The organism is Actinomadura roseirufa, assembly GCF_900659635.1.
Classification (GTDB): domain Bacteria; phylum Actinomycetota; class Actinomycetes; order Streptosporangiales; family Streptosporangiaceae; genus Spirillospora; species Spirillospora roseirufa.
Genome location: NZ_CAACVB010000057.1, coordinates 1 through 23,541, shown reverse-complemented (window position 1 = coordinate 23,541; position 23,541 = coordinate 1). Strand labels below are relative to the sequence as shown.

Genomic DNA, 23,541 nt, shown 5'->3' with positions numbered 1-23,541 from the left:
CCCGCCGGCCACGCCGGGTGACCCCGTCCGCACGATCAGGGTTCGGCTTCGGCGTAGTCCTCGGCGGTGGCGGTGACGGCCGGGCGGGGGCGCTCCAGGAGATCGAACGCCTCGGTGACCGAGCCCGTCCAGCCGAGGGCGTCGAAGATCTTCGGACGGGCGAAGCCCTGCTCGGTGAGCCGCGACATCAGCTCGCGCAGCGGGTCGTACACGCCGGACGGGTCGAGGACGACCACCGGCTTGTCGTGCATGCCGAGGACGCGGGCCGTCCAGATCTCGAACAGCTCCTCCAGGGTGCCGATGCCGCCGGGCAGGATGAGGAAGGCGTCGCTGCGGCGGTCCATCTCGCCCTTGCGGGACCGCATGTCGGGGGTGACGACGAGGTCGTGGTTGTCCTCGTCGGAGATCTCGACGCTGACCAGCGCCTCGGGGATCACTCCGACGGTCCGCGCGCCGCCGGCCCGCGCGGCGCGGGCGACGGCGCCCATGCACGAGACCTGGGCGCCGCCGCTGACCAGGCTGTGCCCGCGGCGGGCCAGTTCGGCGCCGACCTCGGCGGCGAGGTCGACGTGGACCCGGTCGATCCGGGTGCTGGAGGCGCAGAAGACGCACACCGCCAGGCCGGGTCCGCTCGGCGGGGGATCATTCGGCGGGCTCGACGACGGCGAAGGACGGGCGGGGTCGGGCATCGCGCGGTTTCCACCTCGGTCTCGCTGGACTGGGGACGGCCCGCAGGACGCTCGAGGAACGCTCGACGCGGGCCGTGAGCTCGACCTCCGGGCAGCCGATCAATCTAGCAGCAGGGCGGTCGCTCGGCCCGCGAGCGGTCTTCCACCGCGATCGCGGAGGCTGCGGCCATGCGCGAATCGACCCAGATCCTTGTCATCGGCGGCGGGCCCGCGGGCGCCACCGCGGCGAGCCTGCTCGCCCGTGAGGGCTTCCAGGTGACGCTCCTCGAACGCGACCGCTTCCCCCGCTACCACATCGGCGAGTCCATCCTCCCGTCCTGCCGCCCGATCTTCGAGATGACGGGGGCCTGGGCGAAGGTGGAGGCCCACGGCTTCCGCTCCAAGGGCGGAGCGTTCTTCCAGTGGGGCCCGGAGGAGTGGGAGGTCCGCTTCACCGACCAGGGCACTGACAACGTCAACGCCTGGCAGGTCATCCGCAGCGAGTTCGACCAGATCCTGCTCGACCACGCCCGCGAGCTCGGCGTCGAGGTCGTCGAGGGCGTGGGCGTCCGCGAGCTGGAGTTCGACGGTGACCGCGCGGTCGCGGCGCAGTGGCAGGAGACCAAGAACCCCGAGGTCGGCGGCCGTATCGCGTTCGGCCACGTGATCGACGCCTCGGGCCGCGCCGGCGTGGCGGCCACCCGGCACCTGAAGAACCGCCGCTACCACGACGTGTTCCGCAACGTCGCCACGTGGGCGTACTGGAAGAACGCCAAGCCGCTCGGCAAGGGCCCGGACGGCGCGATCGCCGTGTGCTCGCTGCCCAACGGCTGGTTCTGGGCGATTCCGCTGCACGACGGCACGCTGAGCGTCGGGCTCGTCACCGGCCGGGACCTGTTCAACGACAGCCGCGCGCGGCTGGACGGCGACATCCAGGCCGTCTACGACGAGGCGCTCGCGCAGTGCCCGACCGTGCTGGAGATGCTCGACGGCGCCGAGCAGGTCACCGGCATGAAGACCGAGCAGGACTACTCCTACACCGCCGAGAGCTTCTCCGGCCCCGGCTACCTGCTGTCGGGCGACGCGGCGTGCTTCCTGGACCCGCTGCTATCCACCGGCGTCCACCTCGCCACCTACAGCGCGATGCTGGCGGCGGCGTCGCTGTCCAGCGTCCTGCGCGGCGAGGTCACCGAGGCGGAGGCGTGGCGTTTCTACGACACCGTCTACCGGCACTCCTACGAGCGGCTCCTGATCCTCGTCTCGGTGTTCTACGAGAGCTACCGGGGCAAGGAGTACCACTTCTACAACGCCCAGCGGCTCACCGCCGACGAGCGCGACCAGCTGCACCTGCAGGACGCGTTCGACCGGATCATCACCGGCATCGCGGACATGGACGACGCCGAGAACGCCTACCGGCTCGTCCAGGAGCACCTCAAGGGCGGCACGAGCGGTGACCCGAACCCGCTGAACAACCTCAACCGGGTGCACGAGATGAAGGCGTCGCCGTTCATGCCGGAGAACGCGGTCGGCGGCCTGTACCTGGTGACGGAGCCGCGGCTCGGCCTCGCGACCGGTGAGGCCCCCGCGGCGGGCTGATCCCCGGGGCCGGCACGTCCGGCCGTCAGGGCCGGTGAACGCGGACGCCCCGGCCGGGAGCGAACAACCTCCCGGCCGGGGCGCCGTCGTGTGTCCGGCGCGTCTTGTGGGGGCGGGGGCGGTGTTCTGTCGACGTTCGCGAGGCGAGTCGGCCGCGGTGGGCCGCCATCGTGAAGGGGGCGCGTCACGCGTGTGACGCGCCCCCTTCGGCGTGCGGTCAGCTTCGGCGCGCCAGGTCGTTGGCCTGGCTGAGGCCGCGGAGCGTGCCGGCCGGGTCGGCGAGCGGCGGGAGCGCCGCGAACACGCCGGTCAGCCCGGCCTCCTCCAGCTCGCCGAGGTGCCCTGCGACCTGGGCGACGTCGCCGGTGATGCCGGTCATGCCGAGCGCCAGGTCGACGAGCCCGAGCTCCTCCAGCAGGAGCGCGTTCTTGCCGCCGACGGTGTGGTCCCACACGTCGTAGCGGCGCTCCATCTCCTCGACGGCGCCGAGCAGCTCCGGCGGGACGGACTTGCGCATGTGCGGCGACTTCAGCCGCAGCGCGACGTCGGAGGCGAGCGCGGCGCCGATCTCGCGGTTCGCCTCGGCCCGGGTGCCCTTGATCGAGATGAAGCTGAAGCCCCAGACCTGGACGGCCCCCGGGTCGCGGCCGGCCTTCTCGGCGGCCTCGCGCACCGCGGCCACCTTCCCGGCCACCCGCTCGACCGACATCCCGACGGTGGTGATCACCCCGTCGGCCAGCTCGCCGCCGAGTCGCAGGCTGGCCGGGTAGTCCGCGGCCACGAAGATCGGCATCGGGTGGACGCGGGTCAGCGCCTCGGTGTCGTACCCGTCGACGTGCGCGGAGCCGCCCGCCATGATCGTCCGCACGGCCGTCAGGTAGTCGCGCAGCTCCTGCGGCGTGGCGACGGGCGAGCGCCCGACGACGCGCCGGACGCTGCCGCCGTTGCCGAGGGCCAGCATCATCCGGCCGCCGGTCAGCTCGTGCAGGGCGGAGACGCCGGTGGCGGTGGCCGCGGGGTGCCGGAAGAACGGCGTGGTGACCATCGGCGTCAGCGTCGCCGAGCTGCTCTCGTGCGCCGCGACGGTGAGCGAGACGTACATCTCCCACGCCCGCGCCGGAGTGTCGCCGACCCCGATGACGTCGTATCCGAGGCCGTCGGCCAGGCGCACCAGACCGCGGAATTCAGCGAGATCGTCCGCCCATTCGATGATGGTTCCGAGTTTCAAAAATCGGCCCTCCAGGATATGACACCACCGCACCCGACACATTAAAGATAGAGAGGGCGAAGGGGCCGCACAATAGGGCTCGAGGGAGCGTCGAGCCATTCTCGACCGACGCCTTCCAGGACGCGCGCAGCGCTATGTGAATAAGGCGATCCAGGACGGTCGAGCACGGCTCGACCCGCACCCCAACGGGCTTCCGGACAATGCCTTCAGTGCCAGTCCGTGCATGGAACAAGGGGAGCCCTGAATGGATATCGGAGTCTGCCTGCCGACCACCGTACCCGGTGCCGACGGCGGCCAGCTGATCGAGTTCGCGCGGCGCGCGGACCGGCTCGGATTCCACAGCCTGACGGTGGTCGACCGGGTCGTCTACGACAACTACGACCCCATCGTGACGCTTTCCGCGGCCGCCGCGGTCACCGAGCGGATCAAGCTCACGACCGCGATCCTGCTGGCCGCGTCCCGGCCGAGCACGGTGGAGCTGGCCAAGCAGCTGGCGAGCCTGGACCGGCTGTCCGGCGGGCGGCTGGTGGTCGGCGTGTCCGCCGGGATGCGCGAGGACGACTACGCCGCGACCGGCACCGACCACGCGAGCCGGGGCGGCCGCCTGGACTCGATGATCGAGGAGCTGCGCGCGGTGTGGAAGGGCGAGGGCCCGGTGCCGGGCGTCGGCCCGCGCCCGGTGAACGGCGACATCCCGATCTGGGTCGGCGGCCACTCCCCCGCCGGGCTGCGCCGCGCCGCCCGGTACGGCATCGGCTGGATCTCCCCCGGCGGCCCGCCGCACAAGTACCCCGAGCTGGTCAACCGGGTCAAGGAGCTGTGGGCCGAGGAGAAGCGCGAGGGGTCGCCGCGGATGGGCGCCAACTGCTACGTCGCGCTCGGCCCGGGCGGCAAGGAGGCCGCCAGGGAGCACATGCTCAGCTACTACTCCTACATGGGCCAGATGGCCGAGCACCTCGCCAAGGGCGCCATCACCGAGGAGTCCATGCTGCGCGACGTCGTGGACGGCTACGCCGCCAACGGCTGTGACGAACTGCTGCTGCTGTCGGTGACCGCCGACCCCGCTCACCTGGACCGCATCGCCGACGTCGTCCTGCGCTGAGCACCCGCGCCGAACAGGAGGACCCCATGGACATGCCCCGGAGCCCCGGCGGGGGCCGCTCCCCGCGCACGATCATCATCGGCGGCGGCATCGGCGGGCTCGCCCTGGCACAGGGCCTGCGGCAGGCGGGCTTCGACGACGTCGTGGTCTACGAGCGGGACGAGTCGCCGCGCGGGCGGATGCAGGGCTACCGCCTGCGGATCAGCCCCGAGGGCGAGGAGGCCGTGCGGGCGTGCCTGCCCCGGGCGGCGCAGGACCTGCTCGTCGCGACGTCCAACCGGCGTGAGGAGTCGGGGCTGGTCGCCTACGACCAGCATCTCCAGCAGGTGTGGGCGCCGGAGTTCAGCGACCCGCGCGGCGACGCCCCGGACAAGATCGACGCGGTCGACCGGGTGACGCTGCGCCGCGTCCTGCTCGCCGGGCTCGACGACGTGGTGTCCTGGGGCCGGCGCTTCACCCACTGCGAGCGGGACGGCGACCGGGTGACCGCGCACTTCGCCGACGGCCACCGCGACACCGGCGACGTGCTCGTCGCGGCCGACGGCGCGAACTCCCAGGTGCGCGCGCAGGTACGGCCGGACGACCGGCACAGCGACCTCGGCGTCCGGGCGATCCTCACCCGCACGCCGCGGGCGACGGCCGTCGCGGCGGGCATCCCGGACGTGCTGCGCGACCAGTTCGTCAACGTGACCGGCGCGGACGGGCTGCGGCTGGCGTGGATGCCGATGGTGTTCCGCGAGAGGCCGCGGGAGGCGGCGGCGCGGCTGTGGCCCGGCCTGGAGATGGACGCCACCGAGGACTACTACATGTCGGTCTTCAGCGTGCACCAGGACTTCCTGGGGCTGACCGACGACGCGTTCTTCGCGATGAGCGGAGAGGAGCTGTGCGCGCTGGTGCTGGAACGCACCGCCGGCTGGCATCCGGACCTGCGCGCGGTGTTCGCGCACGCGCAGCCGGAGGAGACCTACCCCCTCCCCCTGCGGGCCACCCGGCCCGTGGAGGCGTGGGACACCGGGACCGTGGTCCCGCTCGGCGACGCGGCGCACACGATGCCGCCGACCGGCGGGGTCGGCGCCAACACCGCGCTGCGCGACGCGGCGGGGCTGTGCGCCGCGCTGACCGCCGCGTACCGGGGCGAGCGGGAGTTCGCCGAGGCGGTGGCCGGCTACCAGCGCGAGATGGTCCGCTACGCCACCGAGGCGATCGACATGTCGCTCCGGATCGCCAAGTGGTCCATGAAGAAGATCGACGTCAACGAGTCCACTCTCTCCGCAACGCAATGACTCTTCACAACGCATCAAGGAGCACGCAGTGACGAGCACCGTCCCGGACACCAGCCTCCCCTCGGGAATCCTGAAGCTGGCCAACGGTTTCTGCGACGCCAAAGCGGTCCTGACCGCCGTCGAACTCGGCCTGTTCACCACCCTGCACAACGCGCCCGCCGACGTGGAGAAGATCCGGCAGGACCTCCAGCTGCACGGCCGCGGGCTCGCCGACTGGCTCGACCTGCTGGTCGAGCTGACCCTCCTGGAGCACAAGGACGGCCGTTACCACAACAGCACGGGCGCCGACCGGTACCTCGTGCGCGGCCAGGAGTCCTACATCGGCGGGTTCATCGAGCGGTCCAACCGCAACCTGTACCCGGCGTGGGGCCGGCTGTCGGAGGCGCTGCGCACGGGCGAGTCCCAGTCGGGCAGCCACTTCGACGTGGTGGTGGAGAACCCGAAGATCCTCGCCCAGTTCATCAACTCGATGGACGCCTTCACCCGGGTCCTCGGCCCGCAGCTGATCCAGGCCTACGACGGCTGGGCGGACTACGCGTCCGTGCTGGACGTCGGCGGCTGCCGCGGCGCGCTCACCGCCCAGATCGTCAAGGCGCACCCGCACCTTCAGGGCAAGGTGTTCGACCTGCCGCAGATGGAGCCCTTCTTCGGCGAGCTCGTGGCCGAGCAGAGCCTGGACGGCCGGATGAGCTTCCACGGCGGCAGCTTCTTCACCGACCCGCTCCCGTCCGCGGACATCGTCGTGATCGGGCACGTGCTGCACGACTGGGACCGGGAGCAGCGCGGGTACCTGGTGCGCAAGGCGTACGAGTCGGTGAGCCCCGGCGGCGTCCTGCTGGTCTACGACCGGCTCCTCGACCGGGCGTCCAGCCGTCCCGCGAACCTGGTCGTCAGCCTCGACATGCTGCTGGTCACCGACGGCGGCTCGGAGTACTGGCTGGACGAGATGCGCGAGCACATGACGGGGGCCGGGTTCGCCTCGGTCGCCGACCAGGAGCTCGGTGAGGACGACACCCTGGTGATCGCCCGCAAGGCGCGCTGATCCCGGGTCCGCGGGACGTCGCACACGCGTCCCGGGCGGCCGTGCCCGTGCCGGCGGGCACGGCCGCCTTGTGCGTCGGGCACGGCCCGCTCCGCACGTTCCTCCCCGCGTTCATCCGCACGTTTCTCCGCACGGGGCTCATTCCGCACATCCGCCAGGGAGGCGAACGATGTATCTGGTATTCGGATCGACGGGCAACGTGGGACGGCACGTCGTGTCCGGGCTCACCGCCGCCGGCGCGCGGGTCCGCGCGTTCACCCGCGACCCCGCCCGCGCCGGTTTCGCCGCGCCCGTCGAGACCGCCGCCGGGGACCTGAAGGACCCCGCCGCGGTGTCGGCCGCGCTCGACGGCGTCACCGCCGTCTTCATGGCCACGAGCGCGGACGCGCTGGAGCACGAGGCCGTCGTCGCCGAGGCGGTGCGCGAGCGCGGCGTCGGCCGGGTGGTGAAGCTGTCGTCGGTCGCGGCGAACGCGCCGGTCACCGACTCCTACGGGCGCGCGCACGCCGCCGCCGAGGAGGCGTTCGCGAAGTCGGGCGCCGAGCTGACCGCGCTGCGCCCGGCGGGGTTCGCCGCGAACGTGCTGCAGTGGCGGCGCTCCATCGCCGGTCAGGGCAAGGTCTTCCAGCCCTACGGCGACGTCGCCCGCGCCGTGATCGACCCGGCGGACGTCGCGGCGTGCGCGGTGGCGTGCCTGCTCGACGGCGCGCACGGCGGGCGCGCCCACCAGCTCACCGGGCCGGAGGCGCTGACGGCGCCGCAGCTGACCGCGCGGCTCGCCGCGGCGCTCGGCCGCCCGCTGGAGTTCGTCCCGGTGGACCCGGAGCAGGCGCGCAAGGGCATGACCCAGGCGGGGATGCCCGCCGACCTGGTGGACGGGCTGCTCGCCTCGATGGCCGAGCCGGGTCCGCTGCGCGGCGGCGTCCCGACCCCGGACGTGGAGCGGATCCTCGGCCGCCCGCCCGCGCCGTTCGAGACGTGGCTGGCGCGGAACAGGGACGCGTTCGCCGGCTGAGCGCGGCCACGGAGAAAGCGGAGCCCCCTCCGAGATGTCCACCCGAGGGGGCTCCGCCGTTTGGTACGGGCGCCCGGCCCCCGCATAGGCCGGGCGCCCGGGCTCTACACGGTGGCCGCCGGGCGGGCGGCCTCGATCACGGCGCGCAGCTCGTCGCGGCCGAGCGGCGGCTCGGGCGCCTCGTCGGGCTCCAGGTCGCGGCGCCGCCCGGCCCGGATCGCCAGCTCGGGGTTGCCGAGGACGGCGTCGGCGGGGCCGACGAGGTTGACCCGGCGGCAGAACGCGCGGCCGAGCTCGATGTCCAGGAGGACGTTGGTGGACAGGCCCTCCAGGATGAGCTGCTGGCGCTCCATCTCCAGCCGGTCGTGCTCGGGCACCTCCCGCCCGGTGATCCGGTAGATGCGGGCGCGGTCCATCGCGGCGGACTCGCGGAACACCGCGTCGGCCTCACTCGCGATGGCGTTCTCGTAGGCCAGCGCCGTCGCGGTCAGGTCGCCGCCGTGCCGGCCGACGGCCTCCGCCGCCGCGAACGCGTAGGTCAGCGCCATCGCCGCGCCCCACCCGTAGGCGGGGTTCGTCGTGCACAGCGAGTCGCCGACGGGCAGCAGCCCGAGGACGAGCGGCCGGCCGTCCACCACGTAGTGGCGGCGGACGTTGTGGTGCCCGCCCATGATCTGGACGTCGTCCAGCGGGGTGCCGTTGGCGGGGTCCACCCACGGCGCGACGGCCGGGATCGCGGCGGCGGCGGCCTCGAACGCCCAGGTGTGGCGCAGCAGCCGCATGTCCTCGTCGCCGGGGTGCCCCTCGAAGCAGATCGCGAACGTGTCGTGGTCGCCGGGGAAGCCGATGTAGGCGATGCCGTCCAGCTCGCCGCGGAGCGTGGCGACCGCGGTCTTCGGCAGGTCGCAGTCCGGGGTGAACCGGTAGTAGCGGCTGAAGTAGACGGTCTGGCAGTCCTGGTCGTCGGCCTCGACGTGGACGCCCTCCGCCGCGAGCCAGCGGGGCAGCGGGGTGCGCTGCCCGCCGCAGTCCAGGACGAGCCCGGCGGGCAGCTCCCGGCCGCCCGCCAGGCGGACCCCCGTCACCCGCGGCGTGCCGTCCGGGGTCCGCTCGAAGGCCAGCCCGGCCGCGACCGCCGGGCACACGAAGCCGATCCCGTCCTGCGCCTCGGCGGTGCGGCGCAGGGCCAGCTCGAACGCCGCCCGCCGCGCCCACAGGTTGGCGTAGTCGTCGTCGGACGGCACCCACAGCTCCTCGGGGATCAGCCGCTTGAAGAGGTTGATCACCTCGATGCCGTCGGCGCCGAGCCGGTCCAGCACGTCCGGCGCGTGCCGGGCGAGCAGGTTGCGGGTGCGGGCGGAGAACCCGTGCGGCAGCCGGAACTGCGGGACGCCGCGCCGCTTCCACGCCAGGAAGGGGTCGAAGCCGTCGCCGGGGGGCGGCGGCGGGTCCCGCTCGATCACGGTGACGGGCAGCCCGCGCCGGGCCAGGGCGATGGCGGCGGCCAGGCCGGCGACGCCTCCGCCGAGGACGACGATCCGCCGGTTCTCCGTGGTGGCCCTGGCTTCCGTCACGGCTGGCTCCCCTCGTGATCCGGTGACACCTCCGGATCGTCGTGGCGGCGCATCCATCCGCGATGGAGGAGCGCTCGAAGCGGCCCGCCCGGGGCGCGGCGGCCGGGCCCGCGCCGGCCGAGCGAGGCTCGAGGGCGCCGTGTCAGCCTGGCCGGGACGAACGGAGGCGATCATGGACGAGACCGTTCCGGTACTCATCGTCGGCGGCGGCTACGCCGGGCTGGCGTCCGCGCTGTTCCTCGCCCACCACGGGGTGCGGTCGGTGCTGGTGGACCGCCACCCGACGGTGTCGGTGCAGGGTCGCGCGCGCGGGATCAACCAGCGGACGATGGAGCTCTACCGGCCGCTCGGCATCGAGCCGGGCATCCGCGCGGCGGGCCGGCCGTTCGACGGCGAGTCGGGCGTCGTGCGGTGCGAGTCGCTCGCGGGCGAGTGGCAGTGGCTGCTCGGCGACGAGGCGCGCACGTCGCTGCCGGACCTGACCGCGTGCGAGTTCGAGATGGCCGACCAGCGCACGGTGGAGCCGCTGCTGATCGAGGCCGCGCGGGCCCGCGGCGCCGACATCCGGTTCGGTACGCGCTGCCTGTCGGTCGAGGCCGACGCGGACGGCGTCACAGCGGTGACGCGGGCGGGCGACGGGGAGCAGAGGGTCCTGCGGGCCGAGTACGTCATCGCGGCGGACGGTTTCCGCGGCGCGATCGGCCCGTCGCAGGGCATCGTCCGGGAGGGGCCGGGCGCCACGCAGAGCTGGGTCACGTTCGTGGTGCGGGCCGACCTCTCGGAGATCATCACCAAGCGCGCCATGTTCTGGATCGTGTCGAACCCGGAGATCGGCGGGTTCGCCTCCTTCCTGTCGACCGCGGTCGAGGACCAGTGGGCGGTCAGCTTCACCTACGACCCGGAGAAGGAGTCGCCGGCCGACTTCACCGCCGAGCGCTGCGCGCCGGCCGCGCGGGCCGTCCTCGGCGCGGACGTGCCGTTCGAGATCCTCGACATCGCCTGCTGGGAGGAGGCGGTCGGCATCGCCGACCGGTTCCGCGCGGGCCGGGTCTTCCTCGCCGGGGACAGCGCGCACGTGTGGCCGCCGGCGGGCGCGATGGGCGCGAACGCCGCCGTGCAGGACGCGCACAACCTCGCCTGGAAGCTCGCCGCGACGATCAAGGGCTGGGCGTCGGACGCGCTGCTGGACAGCTACGAGGCCGAGCGCCGCCCGGTCGCGCAGGCGCTGGCGGGCATCACCGTCCGCCGCCAGGAGGCCCGCTTCGGCAACGGCCCCGTCGAGGACGACGTCGACGACACCCTGTGCACCTTCGGGCAGCGCTACCACTCCTCGGCCGTGATCGGCGCCGAGCACGACGGCGTGTACGGGGACTCGGTGCACCAGGGGGCGCTGCCCGGCACCCGCGCGCCGCACCTGTGGCTCGACCTGGACGAGTCCGGCGTCGCCCTGCACGACCTGTTCCATGACGCGTTCGTGCTACTCACGGGCCCGGACGGGGAGGCGTGGACGGACGCGGCGAACGAGATCGCGGCGCAGGCGGGCTTCCCCCTGCGCGCCTACCGCGTCGGTCCCTCCTCCTCACGAGCGGACCTGGCCGACCTGGAGGGCGCCTGGGACACCCGCTACGGCCTGGGTGGCGACGGCGCGGTCCTGGTCCGCCCCGACGGCTACATCGCCTGGCGCCGCCCCGCGGGCACCCAAGGCGACCCGAAGGCCCAGCTGACCGAGGCCCTGCACCGAATCCTCCGCACGCAGCATCTCTGAAAGCCCGGCCCAAGGACTCGCTTGCCCCAAGGGGGCACGGGGCGGCCGACCCCGGCCCGCACGCGAGCGCGCGCCCTGAGCGGCGGGGCAAAGCCGAAGGCGAGCCCCGCCGCGAAGATCGCGAAGCGATTCGCGCTCGCACGAATTTCGGTCAGGAGACGAGCCGCCAGGCGAGGATCCTGGGCCGAAATTCAGTAAGAGGAGTTCCGTCCCGGGGCGCGGGCCGCGGGGGCTCGGCCGGGCGCCCCGGGACGGAACGGGTTCTGGAGGCGGGGTGCTAAGCGCGGGCAGTGGCGGGGGCGGGAGTGTTGACGGGGGCGTCCCAGTCGATGTGGTAGCGCTGCTCGGGGCCGAGGGTCTTCTCGGGGTTGAGGAACGTCTTCATCATGACGGGCATCATGACCCTCATCATGGCCTTGGCGAAGGTGCCCATGGTCTTGCTGCTGTTGGTCTTGGCGCCGCGGTCGATGATCTTCTCGACGCGCTCGCGGCGGAGGGCCTCGTAGGCGGCGAAGGCGGCCTGGGGGTCGGGGAGGTCGCGCAGGCAGCGGGCGAGCTGGATGCCGCTCTCGATGGCCTGGGAGGCGCCCTGGCCGGAGCTGGAGGACGGCGCGTGGCAGGAGTCGCCGACGAGGACCATCCGGCCGCGGGACCAGCGCGGGACCTTCGGCATGGACTCCATGGAGCCGAGGACGACGAGCTGGTCGGCGCTGGTGTTGGCGAGGATCTCGCGGGCGGGGGTGTCCTCGGAGTACATCTCGCGGAGCCGGTCCATCCATTCGTCCTTGGAGGTCTTGCGGGCCTCGGAGGACGGGACGGGGCGGTCCCAGGGGAGGTTGGCGAACCAGGCGGTGCGGCCGTCGGGCTGCACCCAGTAGCCGAAGAAGCCGCGCTTGCCGAAGACGAAGTAGGACGCGTCGGGTTCGGCGCCCTTGACGGCGATGTCGGCGGCGGCGCCGAAGTTGAGGAGCTTGGTCGTGTCGGCCTCGGGGGCGTTCGGGTCGATGAGCCGGCGGACGGTGGAGCGGATGCCGTCGCAGCCGACGAGCACGTCGGCGGTGGCGGTGGTGCCGTCGGCGAACTTGGCGGTGATGGCGTCGGGGGTCTCCTCGACGTCGATCAGGCGCTTGCCGTAGACGACGTTGACGCCCTGTGCCAGAGCCCGCTCGTGCAGCACCCGGCACAGTTCGTCACGCCAGAGGCCCCGGCTGGACGGCAGGCCCTCCAGCCCGGGGAACATGCCGATCTTCTCGCCGTAGCCGTCGTGCATCCAGCCGCGGTTCAGCGGCTGGCCGATGCCCTTGACGACCTCGTCCGCGTCGACGATCCGCAGTGCGTCGAGCCCGTTGGGGGCGATGGTGAGGGTGACGCCGACGCCGTCGGCGGTGCTCGCGTACGCCTCGTACACGGTGGCCTCGATGCCCGCCTTCCTCAGCGCCATCGCGGTGACCGGCCCGGCGACGCCGCCGCCGATGACGAGTGCGGTCCTTGCTGCAGTCATGTCCGGCTCCCAAACATCTCTTTCCAGGTACGGATGTAGTCCGGGTTCTCCAGCTCCTCGATGAGCTCGGAGACGAAGCGGCATTCCGCGTCCAGGACGGTGACCCGGTACTGCTCCTCCACGAGGAACACCCAGGTGACGCCCTCGCTCTCGGCCTGGGCGATCCGCGCGCGGATGTCGCCGACCTGGCCGGTGAGCGTCGCCAGCCGGGCGCTGAGCAGTCCGGCGGTCTCCTCGGGCGGGAGCACGCTCAGCAGGGACAGGGCCACCCCGAAGTGCGGGTACTCCTGGCGCGGCTGGGCGACCAGCTCGCGGAGCCAGTCGTACAGCTCGGCGCGGCCCTCCTCGGTGAGCGCGTAGACGGTGCGTTCGGGACGCTGCGTGTCGCGGACGGTCTCCTGCTCGGCGATGAAGCCGGCCTTGGCGAGCTGCTTCACCACCATGTAGAGGGAGCCCCGGTTGTAGTTGATGCTGCGGTCCTGCTCGGTCTCCTTGAGCCGACGGCCCAGTTCGTACGGATGCATCGGCTCCAGCATCAGCCAGGCGAGCACGGCCAGTGCCAGTGGATTACCCACCTTGCGCCGTTTCTCCACCGAAGCCTCCTCACCTCTAGCCAGTTCTAATTATCAAGGACTAAATAGTCAGGGTCAACCATACACCTCGTGACGCCGGTCACATTGAGCGAGCGGACGGGCACAGGACGCGGCAGAGCCCCCGGCCGGGACGGCCGGGGGCCCTGCTCTGCTCCGCGGGTCAGGCGGTCACCAGGTGACCGGGACCTCGCTGAAGCCCTCCATGAACCCGCCGAGGCCGCGCGGCAGCTCCGCCGCGGGGACGGCGAGGCGGATGTCGGGGAACCTGCGCAGCAGCGTCTCCGTCGCCACCTGCAGCTCCATCCGCGCGAGCGCGGCGCCCACGCAGTAGTGGATGCCGGCGCCGAACGTCATGTGGTGGTTCTCGGTGCGGTGGATGTCGATCGTGAACGGGTCCTTGAAGACGCGCTCGTCGGTGTTGGCGCCCTCCTCCGACAGCAGCACGCTGGTGCCCTCCTTGATCACCGAGCCGTCGGACAGCTCGATGTCGGTGAGCGCGTACCGCAGGGTGCCGATCGAGGAGCCCATGATCTGCGTGCGCAGCAGTTCCTCGACCGTCGGCTCCACCAGCGAGGAGTCGGCCTTGACCTGCTCGAACAGGTCACGCCGGTGCAGCAGGACGGCCGTGCCGGTGCCGATCTGGCTGGCGGTGGTGACGTAGCCGGCGATGAGCAGGCTCTGCGTCCAGTGGTGCAGCTCGTACTCCGACAGCCGGTTGTCGTCCTCGTCCCGCACCTTGATCAGGCTGCCGATGAGGTCGTCGCCCGGGTCGGCCCGCTTCGCGGTGATCAGCTCGGCGAGGTAGGCCCACAGGCCCTTGCGGCACTCCTCGACCTCCGCCGGCGGCAGCTTGCTGACCGACAGGAAACCGTCCACCAGGCGGCGGAACTTGTCGCGGTCCTCCGGCGGCACGCCGAGCAGCTTGCAGATCACCAGGATGGGCAGCGGGAAGGCCAGCGCCTCGTTCAGGTCGGCGGGCTTCGGCCCGGCCTCCATCGCGTCCAGCAGCTCGTCGGTGACCGACTGCGCGAACGGGCGCAGCAGCTCGATCCGGCGGGCGGTGAACGCCCGGGTGACCAGCCCGCGCATCGCGCTGTGGTGCGGCGGGTCACCGTCGATCTTGGGGTCGACGAACAGGTCGTTGTCCTTGGAGATGCGGGCCATGCCCGGCCGCGCGATGTTCTTGCTCAGCCGCGGGTCCGCGAAAAGGCTCCGGACGTCCTTGTACCGCGTCACCATCACCGCGGTGTCGCCGCTCGGCAGCCGCACGTCCACCTGGGCCTTGTCGTGGATGCCGCGCAGCGCCTCGGGGACCTCCATGACGGGGGTCCACTCGAAGGGATAGGGAATCGGGGTGCTCGAGCTCATCTGGTTAGCGACCTTTCTCGTCGGCTGCCCGCGGCGCTCCCGGCGCACGCCCGGCGCACCTCACACCGGCCACGGCGACGGGTGCAGGCAGCATTCGGCGAACGCCCATTCGTAACGGACGCTGATGGAGAACTGCTCGATGATCCGCCGACGGCCCGGGGAGCCCTCCCCCGCCCGGTCGGCCATGTCCAGGAACGCCTGGACCGCGTACTTGTAGCCTTCGCCGGGGTGGTAGACCTCGATCCACGGCAGGTACCGCGACCCCGGCTTCGCGCTACGCCTCAGCTCGTCCGACACCTCGGCGTTGAACCACACCATCGGCAGCAGCGCGCCGACCCCGTCGTAGAACGACCGGGCGCCGGCCGCCACGAAGAACGACGCGTGCGCATGGGTGGCGGGATCCGCCGGGGTCTGCTCGCCCAGCTCGGGAAGCTCCAGCGCGCCCGACAGATCCCGGTACGCCTGCCGGAGCCGGCCCGCGGCCTCCAGCGTGCCCACGACCGACTGGCCGAACAGCGCCGCGTCCGCGTCGTCCGGGGCCTGCGCGGCGCACCGGGCCAGCGCCCGCGCGTAGGCGGGCAGCAGGTGACCGGTGTCCTGCTGGACGAAACGGGCGAGCGCCTCGCCCGGCAGCGAACCGTCCCGCAGGCCCGACCAGAAGGGATGATCCTGAACCTTCCTGAGCACGGGGTCCCGGATCTCCTTGAGCTCGTCGTGCAGCATCGGTCTCCCTCGGTCGCGGCGGCTCGGGCTCCGTCGCGGACGGTACGGACCGCCGCTTGAGAACCCCTGGAACGCCGCGGCGCCCGCCGCGTCCCCACCGCCGCACCGCCCAAGCCGCCCTCGAGCCCGCGGGCGGACAGTGCACCCGGACCGCTGTCGGACGGCACGGCCCCGGCGGCACGGCCCGCCGGGCGGACCGGGCCGTGGAGCACGGAGGAACAGGCCATGGATCTCGGTTTGACGGACAGGCGGGTGCTCGTCACCGGCGGCACCCGCGGCATCGGGCGGGCGACCGCGCTGGCCTTCGCCGCGGAGGGCGCCCGGGTCGCCGTCACCTACCACAGCGCCGACGCCGCGGCGAAGGAGCTGGCCGGCGAGCTCGGCGGGGACGACCGGGCGTGCGCGCTGCGCTACGACCTCGCCGACCGGGACTCGATCCGGCGCACCGTCGGCGCCGTCGAGGAGCGCTGGGGCGGCGTGGACGTCGTCGTCGCCAACGCCCAGACCTGGGTGTGGGTCGACCCCGAGAACGTCCCGCCCTACCACCGGCAGGACATGGACCACTGGCTCGGCCTGTTCCGGGAGAACGTCGAGGGCCACATGTGGACCGTCCGCGAGGCCCTCGGCGGGATGCGGGAGCGCGGCTGGGGCCGGATCGCGCTGCTGTCGTCGGTCACCGCGCAGTACGGCAACCCCGGTTCGGAGTTCTACAGCGCGGCGAAGGCGGCGCTGCACGGCTTCGCGCGGTCGCTGATGTGGACGCGCGACGGCGTCCTCGCCAACGTCGTCGCGCCGGGGGCCACGCTCACCGAGAGCCTGGACGCGGTCGACCCCGTCCTGCTGGAGAAGGCGACCGAGGAGACCCCGAGCGGCCGCCTCAGCACCGCCGACGACGTCGCCCGGCTGATCGTCTTCCTGTGCTCGGCGGCCAACGGCAACGTCAACGGCGAAGTAGTCCACACCGCCGGCGGCCGCTGAAGCACTGCCGGGTCGTGATCTGGCCGGCGGGGTTCGTCACCGCCGGCCAGATCACGTGCTCGTGCGTTGGTCAGGTCACGCCCTGCGCCACTCGACGAGCTCACTGTTCGGCTTGCGGGTGGCGGCGCCGGGCGGGATCGGCATGCGGACGCTGGTGTCCTCGTGGCCGACCGTGATGATCCCGGCGAGGGCGACGTCGTCCGGCAGGTCGACCACGTCGCCCAGGGCCTGGAGCTCGTCGGTGTAGACGGAGCTGACCATGCCGGTCGCCAGGCCCTCGTTGAGGGAGGCGAGCGTCAGCATCATGAACAGCGCGCCGCAGTCGAACCACCAGAACGGCACCGGCCAGGGGATCTCGTCGTAGCCGGGGCGCACGGCCTCGGCCGCGTTGTAGCGCTCGTGGTAGGACGCCTCGCGCGTGCACACGTACAGGTGGACGGGCGCCGAGGCGATCCACCGCGGGAAGCCCAGCTCGACGTAGCGGGCCTCGGCGATGTCGGCGGCGGCCTGCCGCAGCTTCGGGTCGGTGACGACCACGACGCGGTGCCCCTGGCTGAACCCGGCGCTGGGCGCCCGGCGGAGCCCCTCCAGGACGCGCTCCACCGCCTCGTCGGAGACGGGCTCGTCGGTGTAGCTGCGCACCATCTGCCGCCGGCGCAGGATGTCGGAGAATTCCATGTCGACCACCTCGGGAAAGTCAGATCGCCAGCTCGACGCCGTAGAGCCTCAACCACGTGTTGAACTCCAGCGCCATCTCGATGTTCATCCTGCTGACCCACTCGTGGGCGATGCTCGACGGCTCCTCGATCGTCCGCCGGACGGCGGCGGTGTCGAGGAACGGCAGCGCCGGTGACGTGGGGTCGTTCAGCATCTCGGCCAGTTCCTGGTGGAGCATCGCCGCGTAGGCCGGGTCCTGGGTGACCGGCCACGGGCTCTTGGTGCGGGTCAGCACCGACTCGGGGACCAGGTCGCGCACCGCGGCGCGCAGGATGCTCTTCTCCCGGCCGTCGAAGGTCTTGAGGCTCCACGGCGTGTTGTACATGTACTCGACGAGCCTGTGGTCGGCGTACGGGACGCGCAGTTCCAGGCCGTGCGCCATGGACAGCCGGTCGCCGCGGTCCAACAACATCGGCAGCCACCAGGTCAGCGTGCAGTAGGAGACGTCGCGCATGCGCCGCTCCTCGGCGCTCTCCCCCTCCTGGTGCGGCGCCTCGGCCCGCGCCTGCTGGAAGTGGTCGGCGTAGTAGTCGCCGAGCTCCAGCTTGTCCATCAGCCCGCCGTCGAACAGGCCCCGGCCCTGCCCCTTCGGCGACCCGGGCTGCCGCGGCTCGTTCGCCGTCCACGGGAACGTCCCGGAGCTCAGCAGCTCCTCGTCGTGCATCCAGTTGTAACCACCGAAGATCTCGTCGGCGACCTCGCCCGCCAGCGCCACCGTCGAGTGCTCCTTGATGCGGCGCGAGGTGAGGTAGTTGGAGGTGTCCATGTCGCCGAGGGTCGTCGGCATGTCCTGCGCGAGCAGCACTTCGCGGCGCACGTCGCGGTCCATCAGGTCCGCGGTACCGAGCACGATTGGGATGTGCTCGCTGTTCAGGTGCCGCGCGACCTCGGCCGCGTACGGCTCGTCCGGGGCGAAGCGCACGTCGTCGGGCTGGAACCTCTTGGCGTACTCGTCGAACGTGGTGACGAACGTGCGGACCCGCTCGCCCTCCAGCTGCCAGCGCCACTTCGCCGCGATCGCGGTGACGGCGCTGGAGTCGATCCCGCCCGACAGGGCCGTGCACAGCGGGACGTCCGCGACGAGCTCGCGGAGCACGATCTCCTCCAGCAGCGACCGGACGTGCCGGACGGTGCCGTCCACGTCGTCGGTGTGGGGACGCGCCTCCAGCCGCCAGTACGTCCGGTCGACGACGCCGTCGCGGCCCACGGTCAGGGTGTGGCCGGGCCGCAGCTCCGCCATCCCGGCGAACACCGACTGCCCCGGCCGCTTCGCCGTGGCGAACAGCTCGCGCAGCCCGTCCAGGTCGACGGCCGGGCGGACGAGCCGGTTGGCCAGCAGCGCCTTCGGCTCCGAGCCGAACAGCACGCCGTCCGGGCGCGCGGAGTAGAACAGCGGCTTGACGCCCAGCCGGTCCCGGACGAGCAGCAGCTCCTCACGGCGCAGGTCCCAGATGGCGAAGGCGAAGATGCCCTCCAGCCGGCTCGCGCAGTCCGCGCCCCACTCCAGGTAGGCGCGCACGACCACCTCGGTGTCGCTGCGGGTCCGGAACCGCTGCCCGCGCGCCTCCAGCTCGCTGCGCAGCTGCTTGAAGTTGTAGACCTCGCCGTTGTAGACGATCACGGCGAGCGGGCGGCCGTCCTCCTCGACCGTCAGCGGCTGCGCGCCGCCGTCCAGGTCGATGACGGACGTGCGCGTGTGCCCGAGCGCGGCGTGCCCGCGGAGCCACGACCCCTGCGCGTCGACCCCCCGTTTCGCCAGCGTCTCCGTCATGGCCCGCAGGGTCGGCCGTTCCTGGGCCAGGTCACGGCCGAAGTCCACCCAACCGACGATGCCGCACATCCGTGTTCCTCTCGTTAGTTCCGGGCCGTACAGACAAGGTCGATGTGGGAGAACGACCTACTCGACCTCGACGTGGATCGACTTGGTCGGGCAGCCGCGCGCCGCGGACCGGACCGCCTGGTGCAGCTCGGAGGGCGGGTCGGACTCCAGCAGCTCGACCGTGCCCTCCTCGTCCTGGTCGAAGACCTCGGGAACGCGGTAGACGCACAGGCTGGCCACCGCACAGGTCTCCTTGGTCACGCTCACACGCACCGCACTCACCGTCCCGCTTCGTCGCCGGCGCCGCAGGGGCCCTGGAGGCACTGTGATCCGGGGGGTTCGCGCGGGGCTCGAGGATCGGTACAGCCGCCGTGCGCGGCACCGCCCGCCCTCGACCGAGGTTCCATGGCGGTGCGGCACGGTCGCGCGGAGACCCGGTCAGCGACGAAGGGACGTCCGGTGAGTGCGAGCGCAGCCCCCGACATCGGTACCGCGCAGGGAATCCTCCGGCTCGGCAACGCCTACTGCGAGGCCCAGGCCCTGCTCACCGCGGTCGAGCTGGACCTGTTCACCGCGCTGCACGACGCGCCCGGCACCGAGCGGGAGATCGCCGCCCGGCTCGGGCTGCACGGCCGCGGCCTGCGCGACTTCCTGGCGCTGCTGGCCGCGCTCGGCCTGCTGGAGGAGCGCGACGGCCGGTACGCCAACGCCCCGGCGGCCGATCGGCACCTGGTGAGCGGGGCGCCCGGCTACGTCGGCGGGTCCCTGCTCGGCGGCAAGGCGAACCTGTACCCGCTGTGGAACGGGCTCACCGACACGCTGCGCAGCGGACGGCCGCGGGCCGAGTCGGGCGGGTTCGAGCGGATGCTCGGCGACCCCGAGGAGCTGCGCCGCTACGTCCGCATGATGGAGGGCGCGCTGCGCCCGCTCGTGCCGGAGCTGCTGAAGGCGCTGGACTGGTCGGCGTACGGCTCGGTGCTGGACGTCGGCGGCTGCGCGGGCGACCTGGCCGGCTGGCTCGTCACCGAGCACCCCGGGCTGGAGGGCCACGTCTTCGACCTGCCCGAGATGGAGGGCCCGTTCGGCGAGCGGACCGCCGAGCTCGGGCTGACCGGGACGATGCGCTTCCACGGCGGCGACTTCTTCCGCGACCCGCTCCCCCGCGCCGACGTGCTGATCTTCGGTCACGTGCTGCACAACTGGTCGCCGGAGCGGCGCGCCCTCCTGGTCCGCAAGGCGTTCGAGGCGGTCAACCCCGGCGGCGTGCTGCTGGTGCACGACCGGATGCTGGCCGACGGCCCGGACGACGTGGACAACCTCGTCGCGAGCCTCATCATGGCCCTGGTCACCGACGAGGGCGCCGAGTACTCGATCGGCGAGGTCACCGACCTGGCCGAAACCGCCGGTTTCACCCCGGTGACCTCCCGCCCGCTGGAGGACAACGAAACCCTGGTCCTCTGCCACAAGCCCGCCTGAGCTCCGGCCGGAAGGCGGCGGCGCGGCCCCGCCTTCCGGCCGGCGCATCAGCCGCGGCGGAAGACCGCCACCGCGAGGCCGAAGAAGACGATCATGATGGCCACGGACCAGATGAGGGCCCGCACCACGAAGTAGCCCGCGCCGTGGCCGAGGACGGGGACGGCCTTGTCCCCGAGCGTCAGCGCGCGGACCGCGTTGGCCATCCAGGTGACCGGCTGGTTCTCCGCGAAGGCCCGCAGCCAGCCCGGCATGCCGTCGATGGGCACGTACGCGCTCGACCCGAACGTGACGGGGAAGACCAGCAGGGACAGTCCCTGCGCGGCCTGGCCGTTGCGGGCCACGAGGCCGAGCAGGATGAAGACCCAGCTGAAGGCGAGCCCGAAGAGCAGGCACAGCCCGAACGCCGCGAGGCCCTGCAGTACCGAGCCGTGCAGCCGGAACCCGATCGCGAACCCGACCAGCGTCGCGACCGCGAGGCTCCAGGCGAGGACGACGGTGTCGGCGAGCACCCGCCCGGTCAGCACCGCGGCGGACGGGGACGGCAGCGAGCGCAGCCGGTCGATGAACCCGGTGTGCAGGTCCTCGGCCATCACCACGGCCGTGCCGATGAGCGTGAACGGCACACCGGCGGCGATGAAGCCGGGCACCGCGAAGTCCACGTAGGCCAGGCCCTTGTAGTCGCCGAACGCGCCGCCGAACACGTAGCGGAACGTCACCAGGAACCCCACCAGCTGCACCGTGCCGACGATGATCAGCTGCGGGGTGCGCAGGAAGGTCAGCACGGCCCGTTTCGCGACGAGCAGGCTGGCCGTCGACAGGCCCGCACCGCGGTCCCGTGCGGTCACGGCGGTCGTCATCGTCGTCCCTTTCAGCGTGCTCATCGGGTCGTTCCGTTCCGCGTGCCCGCGCCGTCCGCGGGGCCCTCCGGCCCCGTGCTCTCCGATACCGAGCCCTCCGCGTCGCCCGGGTCGGCGGCGGGCTCGTCCCCTTCCCCGTCCGTCCCGGCGCTGTGGCCGGTCAGGGCGAGGAAGACCTCGTCCAGGCTGGGCTGTCGGACGCCGATGTCGGCGAGCGCGACCCCGGCCTCCTCGACCGTCCGCAGCCCCTCGACCAGCGCCTGCACGGCCCTGTCGTCGCCGGCGCCCGCGCTGACCCGGCGGGTCGCCCGGTCGACCTGCGGTTCGTGGCCCGCGCGGGCCAGCGCGGCGGCCGCCGCGGGCAGGTCCGCGACGTCGCGCACGTGCACCTCCAGCACGTTGCCGCCGACCCGCCGTTTCAGCTCGGCGGGCGTCCCGGACGCCACCGCGCGGCCGCGGTCGATGATGACGATGTAGCCGGCGAGCCGCTCGGCCTCGTCCAGGTACTGGGTGGTGAGCAGCACGTCGGTGCCCCGCGTGACCAGGCCCTCGATGCTGTCCCACAGGTCCAGCCGGGCGCGCGGGTCGAGGCCGGTCGTCGGCTCGTCCAGCAGCAGCAGGCGCGGGGCGCTCACCATGCTCGCCCCGAGGTCCAGCTTGCGGCGCATCCCGCCCGAGTAGGTGCGGACGAGCCGGTCCCCGACGTCGGTCAGGCCGAAGTCGGCGAGCACCGAGGTCGCGCTGGCCTTGGCCGTGCGGGCGCGCTGCCCGTACAGCCGGCCCACGAGCTCCAGGTTCTGCCGCCCGGTCATGGCCGGCTCCACCGACGCGAACTGGCCGGCGAGCCCGATGGCCCGGCGCACCGCGCGCGACTCGCGCCGCACGTCGTGCCCGGCGACCCGCAGGGTGCCCGCGTCGAGCCGCACCAGCGTCGCGACCGACCGGACGAACGTGGTCTTCCCGGCCCCGTTCGGACCGAGGATCGCCACCACCTGCCCCGCCGCGACCTCCAGATCCAGCCCGTCCAACGCCGCCGTCCTACCGAAACGCTTCACCAGACCATGTGCCTCGATGGTCGGTTCGGTCATGCGATCCCTCCAGCGCCGGTACGCCGTTCACCTCGGGAGAAGGGAACCATCCGGGCCTCGAGCGGCACTAGAGCCGTCGCCGAGGACGCGGTGTTGGGGTGGACCGTATGCGCGTCATCTTCGCCACCTGGGCGTGGCCGTCACACCTGTACGCAATGGTCCCGCTCGCGTGGGCCTGCCGGGCCGCGGGCCACGACGTGCTGGTGGCGAGCCAGCCGGGCCTGGCCGAAACCGCCGAGCGGACGGGGCTGCCCTTCGCGCCCGTCGGCCGCGACGTGGACGCCGTGGCCGTCTTCCGCGACATCGTCCACCCACCCGCCGGGCAGGCGGGACGGGGCGGCGGACCGCGGGTGCTGGCCCTGCTCAATGAGCTGGCCGAGGCGATGACCGACGACCTGGTCAGGCTCGCCCGGGGCCGCCGCGCCGACCTCGTGGTGTTCGAGCCGACGGCGTTCGCGGGGCCGCTCGCGGCGGCCGCGGCCGGGATCCCCGCCGTCCGGCACCTCTACGGCACCGACCTCATGGGCGCCGCCGCCGCGTTCCTGCCGGACGCGCTCGCCCCGCTGTCGGGCCGGCTCGGGCTGGACGCCGTCGACCCGTTCGGCGTCGCGACCATCGACCCGTGCCCGGCGGGGCTCCAGGTCCCCACCGGCTCGCGGCGGATCGCGATGCGCTACGTCCCCTACAACGGCCCTGGGCAGCTGCCGCCCCCGAGCCCCCGCGCCGCGACCTCCCCGGACGGGGCGCGTCCCCGCGTCTGCGTCACCTGGGGCACCACCTACGGCAGGCTCGACCCGGCGCTCGTCCTGGCGGGCGACGTCGCCCGCGCCGCCGCCGACCTGCCGGTGGACGTGGTGGTCGCGGTCGCGCCCGGCCAGCGCGACATGCTCGGCGAGCTGCCGCCCGGGACGCGGGTCGCCGAGGGGGCGCCGCTGCACCTGCTGCTGCCGCGCTGCGACGCGGTCGTCGCGCACGGCGGCGCCGGGACGCTGCTGACCGCGCTGGACGCGGGCCTGCCGCAGCTGCTCCTGCCGCGGCTGCCCGACCACGTCCGGCACTCGGCCCGGATCACCGAGACCGGCGCCGGGATCGTGCTCCCGGCGGCGGACGCCGCGCCGGCCGCGATCCGCGCCGCGCTCGCCGGCCTG

Annotated in this window: 21 protein-coding genes; 9 read left to right on the top strand and 12 right to left on the bottom strand. The window is 72.9% G+C overall.

All coding sequences use genetic code 11. The annotated features are described in order from the left end of the window. Positions 1-35: 35 nt before the first annotated feature. Positions 36-689: an LOG family protein gene (locus E1291_RS15170; protein WP_131738445.1), complete on the bottom strand. Its 654-nt coding sequence runs from the start codon at positions 687-689 to the stop codon at positions 36-38. A 168-nt stretch (positions 690-857) separates the two neighbouring features. On the opposite strand from E1291_RS15170, the gene E1291_RS15165 reads away from it, so the two are divergent. Then, positions 858-2,264, top strand: a complete 1,407-nt coding sequence (locus tag E1291_RS15165; protein WP_131738444.1) for an NAD(P)/FAD-dependent oxidoreductase — start codon at positions 858-860, stop codon at positions 2,262-2,264. A gap of 217 nt (positions 2,265-2,481) precedes the next feature. Here E1291_RS15165 and E1291_RS15160 read toward each other — a convergent pair whose 3' ends face one another. Then, positions 2,482-3,492 (bottom strand): LLM class flavin-dependent oxidoreductase, encoded by a 1,011-nt coding sequence (locus tag E1291_RS15160; protein ID WP_165495120.1) that lies wholly within the window; start codon positions 3,490-3,492, stop codon positions 2,482-2,484. A gap of 244 nt (positions 3,493-3,736) precedes the next feature. On the opposite strand from E1291_RS15160, the gene E1291_RS15155 reads away from it, so the two are divergent. From E1291_RS15155 to E1291_RS15140, 4 genes are all read left to right on the top strand, one after another. After that, positions 3,737-4,594: an LLM class flavin-dependent oxidoreductase gene (locus tag E1291_RS15155; RefSeq protein ID WP_131738442.1), complete on the top strand. Its 858-nt coding sequence runs from the start codon at positions 3,737-3,739 to the stop codon at positions 4,592-4,594. Between the two features lie 26 nt (positions 4,595-4,620). Beyond that, entirely contained in the window at positions 4,621-5,877 is a 1,257-nt protein-coding gene (locus E1291_RS15150; protein WP_242614164.1) for an FAD-dependent oxidoreductase, read from the top strand. A gap of 28 nt (positions 5,878-5,905) precedes the next feature. Next, positions 5,906-6,919: a methyltransferase gene (locus E1291_RS15145; protein ID WP_131738441.1), complete on the top strand. Its 1,014-nt coding sequence runs from the start codon at positions 5,906-5,908 to the stop codon at positions 6,917-6,919. 169 nt (positions 6,920-7,088) lie between these two features. Further along, positions 7,089-7,934, top strand: coding sequence for an NAD(P)H-binding protein (locus E1291_RS15140; protein ID WP_131738440.1), 846 nt, complete (start codon positions 7,089-7,091; stop codon positions 7,932-7,934). Positions 7,935-8,038: 104 nt separating this feature from the next. Here E1291_RS15140 and E1291_RS43240 read toward each other — a convergent pair whose 3' ends face one another. Beyond that, a complete protein-coding gene (locus E1291_RS43240; protein ID WP_242614163.1) occupies positions 8,039-9,508 on the bottom strand; it encodes an NAD(P)/FAD-dependent oxidoreductase in 1,470 nt (489 codons plus the stop codon). Positions 9,509-9,680: 172 nt separating this feature from the next. On the opposite strand from E1291_RS43240, the gene E1291_RS15130 reads away from it, so the two are divergent. Continuing rightward, positions 9,681-11,273, top strand: coding sequence for an FAD-dependent monooxygenase (locus E1291_RS15130; RefSeq protein WP_131738438.1), 1,593 nt, complete (start codon positions 9,681-9,683; stop codon positions 11,271-11,273). A gap of 277 nt (positions 11,274-11,550) precedes the next feature. On the opposite strand, the gene E1291_RS15125 is transcribed toward E1291_RS15130, so the two are convergent. The 4 genes from E1291_RS15125 to E1291_RS15110 form a co-directional block, all read right to left on the bottom strand. Next, positions 11,551-12,774, bottom strand: coding sequence for an FAD-dependent monooxygenase (locus E1291_RS15125; RefSeq protein ID WP_131738437.1), 1,224 nt, complete (start codon positions 12,772-12,774; stop codon positions 11,551-11,553). Next, positions 12,771-13,367, bottom strand: a complete 597-nt coding sequence (locus E1291_RS15120; RefSeq protein ID WP_131738436.1) for a PadR family transcriptional regulator — start codon at positions 13,365-13,367, stop codon at positions 12,771-12,773. The genes E1291_RS15125 and E1291_RS15120 overlap by 4 nt, the downstream gene beginning before the upstream one ends. Positions 13,368-13,535: 168 nt before the next feature. Next, entirely contained in the window at positions 13,536-14,735 is a 1,200-nt protein-coding gene (locus E1291_RS15115) for a cytochrome P450 (RefSeq protein WP_131738435.1), read from the bottom strand. 60 nt (positions 14,736-14,795) lie between these two features. After that, positions 14,796-15,458, bottom strand: a complete 663-nt coding sequence (locus E1291_RS15110; RefSeq protein ID WP_131738434.1) for a TenA family protein — start codon at positions 15,456-15,458, stop codon at positions 14,796-14,798. A 225-nt stretch (positions 15,459-15,683) separates the two neighbouring features. Between E1291_RS15110 and E1291_RS15105 the strand changes: the two genes are divergently transcribed. Beyond that, entirely contained in the window at positions 15,684-16,436 is a 753-nt protein-coding gene (locus E1291_RS15105) for an SDR family NAD(P)-dependent oxidoreductase (protein ID WP_131738433.1), read from the top strand. Positions 16,437-16,511: 75 nt separating this feature from the next. Here E1291_RS15105 and E1291_RS15100 read toward each other — a convergent pair whose 3' ends face one another. Genes E1291_RS15100 through E1291_RS15090 form a run of 3 tightly spaced genes read right to left on the bottom strand, consistent with a single transcriptional unit; the run spans position 16,512 to position 19,245 of the window. Then, on the bottom strand, positions 16,512-17,114 hold the full coding sequence (locus E1291_RS15100) for a nitroreductase family protein (protein ID WP_131738432.1): 603 nt from the start codon (positions 17,112-17,114) through the stop codon (positions 16,512-16,514). Between the two features lie 19 nt (positions 17,115-17,133). After that, a complete protein-coding gene (gene asnB / locus E1291_RS15095) occupies positions 17,134-18,993 on the bottom strand; it encodes an asparagine synthase (glutamine-hydrolyzing) (RefSeq protein ID WP_131738431.1) in 1,860 nt (619 codons plus the stop codon). 57 nt (positions 18,994-19,050) lie between these two features. Continuing rightward, on the bottom strand, positions 19,051-19,245 hold the full coding sequence (locus tag E1291_RS15090; RefSeq protein ID WP_131738430.1) for a ferredoxin: 195 nt from the start codon (positions 19,243-19,245) through the stop codon (positions 19,051-19,053). Positions 19,246-19,431: 186 nt separating this feature from the next. Between E1291_RS15090 and E1291_RS15085 the strand changes: the two genes are divergently transcribed. Further along, positions 19,432-20,448, top strand: a complete 1,017-nt coding sequence (locus E1291_RS15085; RefSeq protein ID WP_242614162.1) for a methyltransferase — start codon at positions 19,432-19,434, stop codon at positions 20,446-20,448. A 47-nt stretch (positions 20,449-20,495) separates the two neighbouring features. Here E1291_RS15085 and E1291_RS15080 read toward each other — a convergent pair whose 3' ends face one another. Together E1291_RS15080 and E1291_RS15075 are read right to left on the bottom strand one after the other, a co-directional pair. Then, positions 20,496-21,329, bottom strand: coding sequence for an ABC transporter permease (locus tag E1291_RS15080; protein WP_242614161.1), 834 nt, complete (start codon positions 21,327-21,329; stop codon positions 20,496-20,498). Then, on the bottom strand, positions 21,326-22,393 hold the full coding sequence (locus E1291_RS15075; protein WP_131738428.1) for an ATP-binding cassette domain-containing protein: 1,068 nt from the start codon (positions 22,391-22,393) through the stop codon (positions 21,326-21,328). Before E1291_RS15075 ends, E1291_RS15080 begins: the two co-directional genes overlap by 4 nt. A 107-nt stretch (positions 22,394-22,500) precedes the next feature. Between E1291_RS15075 and E1291_RS15070 the strand changes: the two genes are divergently transcribed. Then, on the top strand, positions 22,501-23,541 hold a 1,041-nt coding region (locus E1291_RS15070; protein WP_131738427.1), incomplete at its 3' end, for a nucleotide disphospho-sugar-binding domain-containing protein.

Bases quoted from the DNA above. Each gene is read 5' to 3' on its own strand.
- E1291_RS15130 (WP_131738438.1), top strand. From the start codon at position 9,681: ATGGACGAGACCGTTCCGGTACTCATCGTCGGCGGCGGCTACGCCGGG.
- E1291_RS15100 (WP_131738432.1), bottom strand. From the start codon at position 17,114: ATGGAATTCTCCGACATCCTGCGCCGGCGGCAGATGGTGCGCAGCTAC.
- asnB (WP_131738431.1), bottom strand. From the start codon at position 18,993: ATGTGCGGCATCGTCGGTTGGGTGGACTTCGGCCGTGACCTGGCCCAG.
- E1291_RS15105 (WP_131738433.1), top strand. From the start codon at position 15,684: ATGGATCTCGGTTTGACGGACAGGCGGGTGCTCGTCACCGGCGGCACC.
- E1291_RS15155 (WP_131738442.1), top strand. From the start codon at position 3,737: ATGGATATCGGAGTCTGCCTGCCGACCACCGTACCCGGTGCCGACGGC.
- E1291_RS15075 (WP_131738428.1), bottom strand. From the start codon at position 22,393: ATGACCGAACCGACCATCGAGGCACATGGTCTGGTGAAGCGTTTCGGT.
- E1291_RS15080 (WP_242614161.1), bottom strand. From the start codon at position 21,329: ATGAGCACGCTGAAAGGGACGACGATGACGACCGCCGTGACCGCACGG.
- E1291_RS15165 (WP_131738444.1), top strand. From the start codon at position 858: ATGCGCGAATCGACCCAGATCCTTGTCATCGGCGGCGGGCCCGCGGGC.
- E1291_RS15125 (WP_131738437.1), bottom strand. From the start codon at position 12,774: ATGACTGCAGCAAGGACCGCACTCGTCATCGGCGGCGGCGTCGCCGGG.
- E1291_RS15110 (WP_131738434.1), bottom strand. From the start codon at position 15,458: ATGCTGCACGACGAGCTCAAGGAGATCCGGGACCCCGTGCTCAGGAAG.
- E1291_RS15170 (WP_131738445.1), bottom strand. From the start codon at position 689: ATGCCCGACCCCGCCCGTCCTTCGCCGTCGTCGAGCCCGCCGAATGAT.
- E1291_RS15140 (WP_131738440.1), top strand. From the start codon at position 7,089: ATGTATCTGGTATTCGGATCGACGGGCAACGTGGGACGGCACGTCGTG.
- E1291_RS15115 (WP_131738435.1), bottom strand. From the start codon at position 14,735: ATGAGCTCGAGCACCCCGATTCCCTATCCCTTCGAGTGGACCCCCGTC.
- E1291_RS15150 (WP_242614164.1), top strand. From the start codon at position 4,621: ATGGACATGCCCCGGAGCCCCGGCGGGGGCCGCTCCCCGCGCACGATC.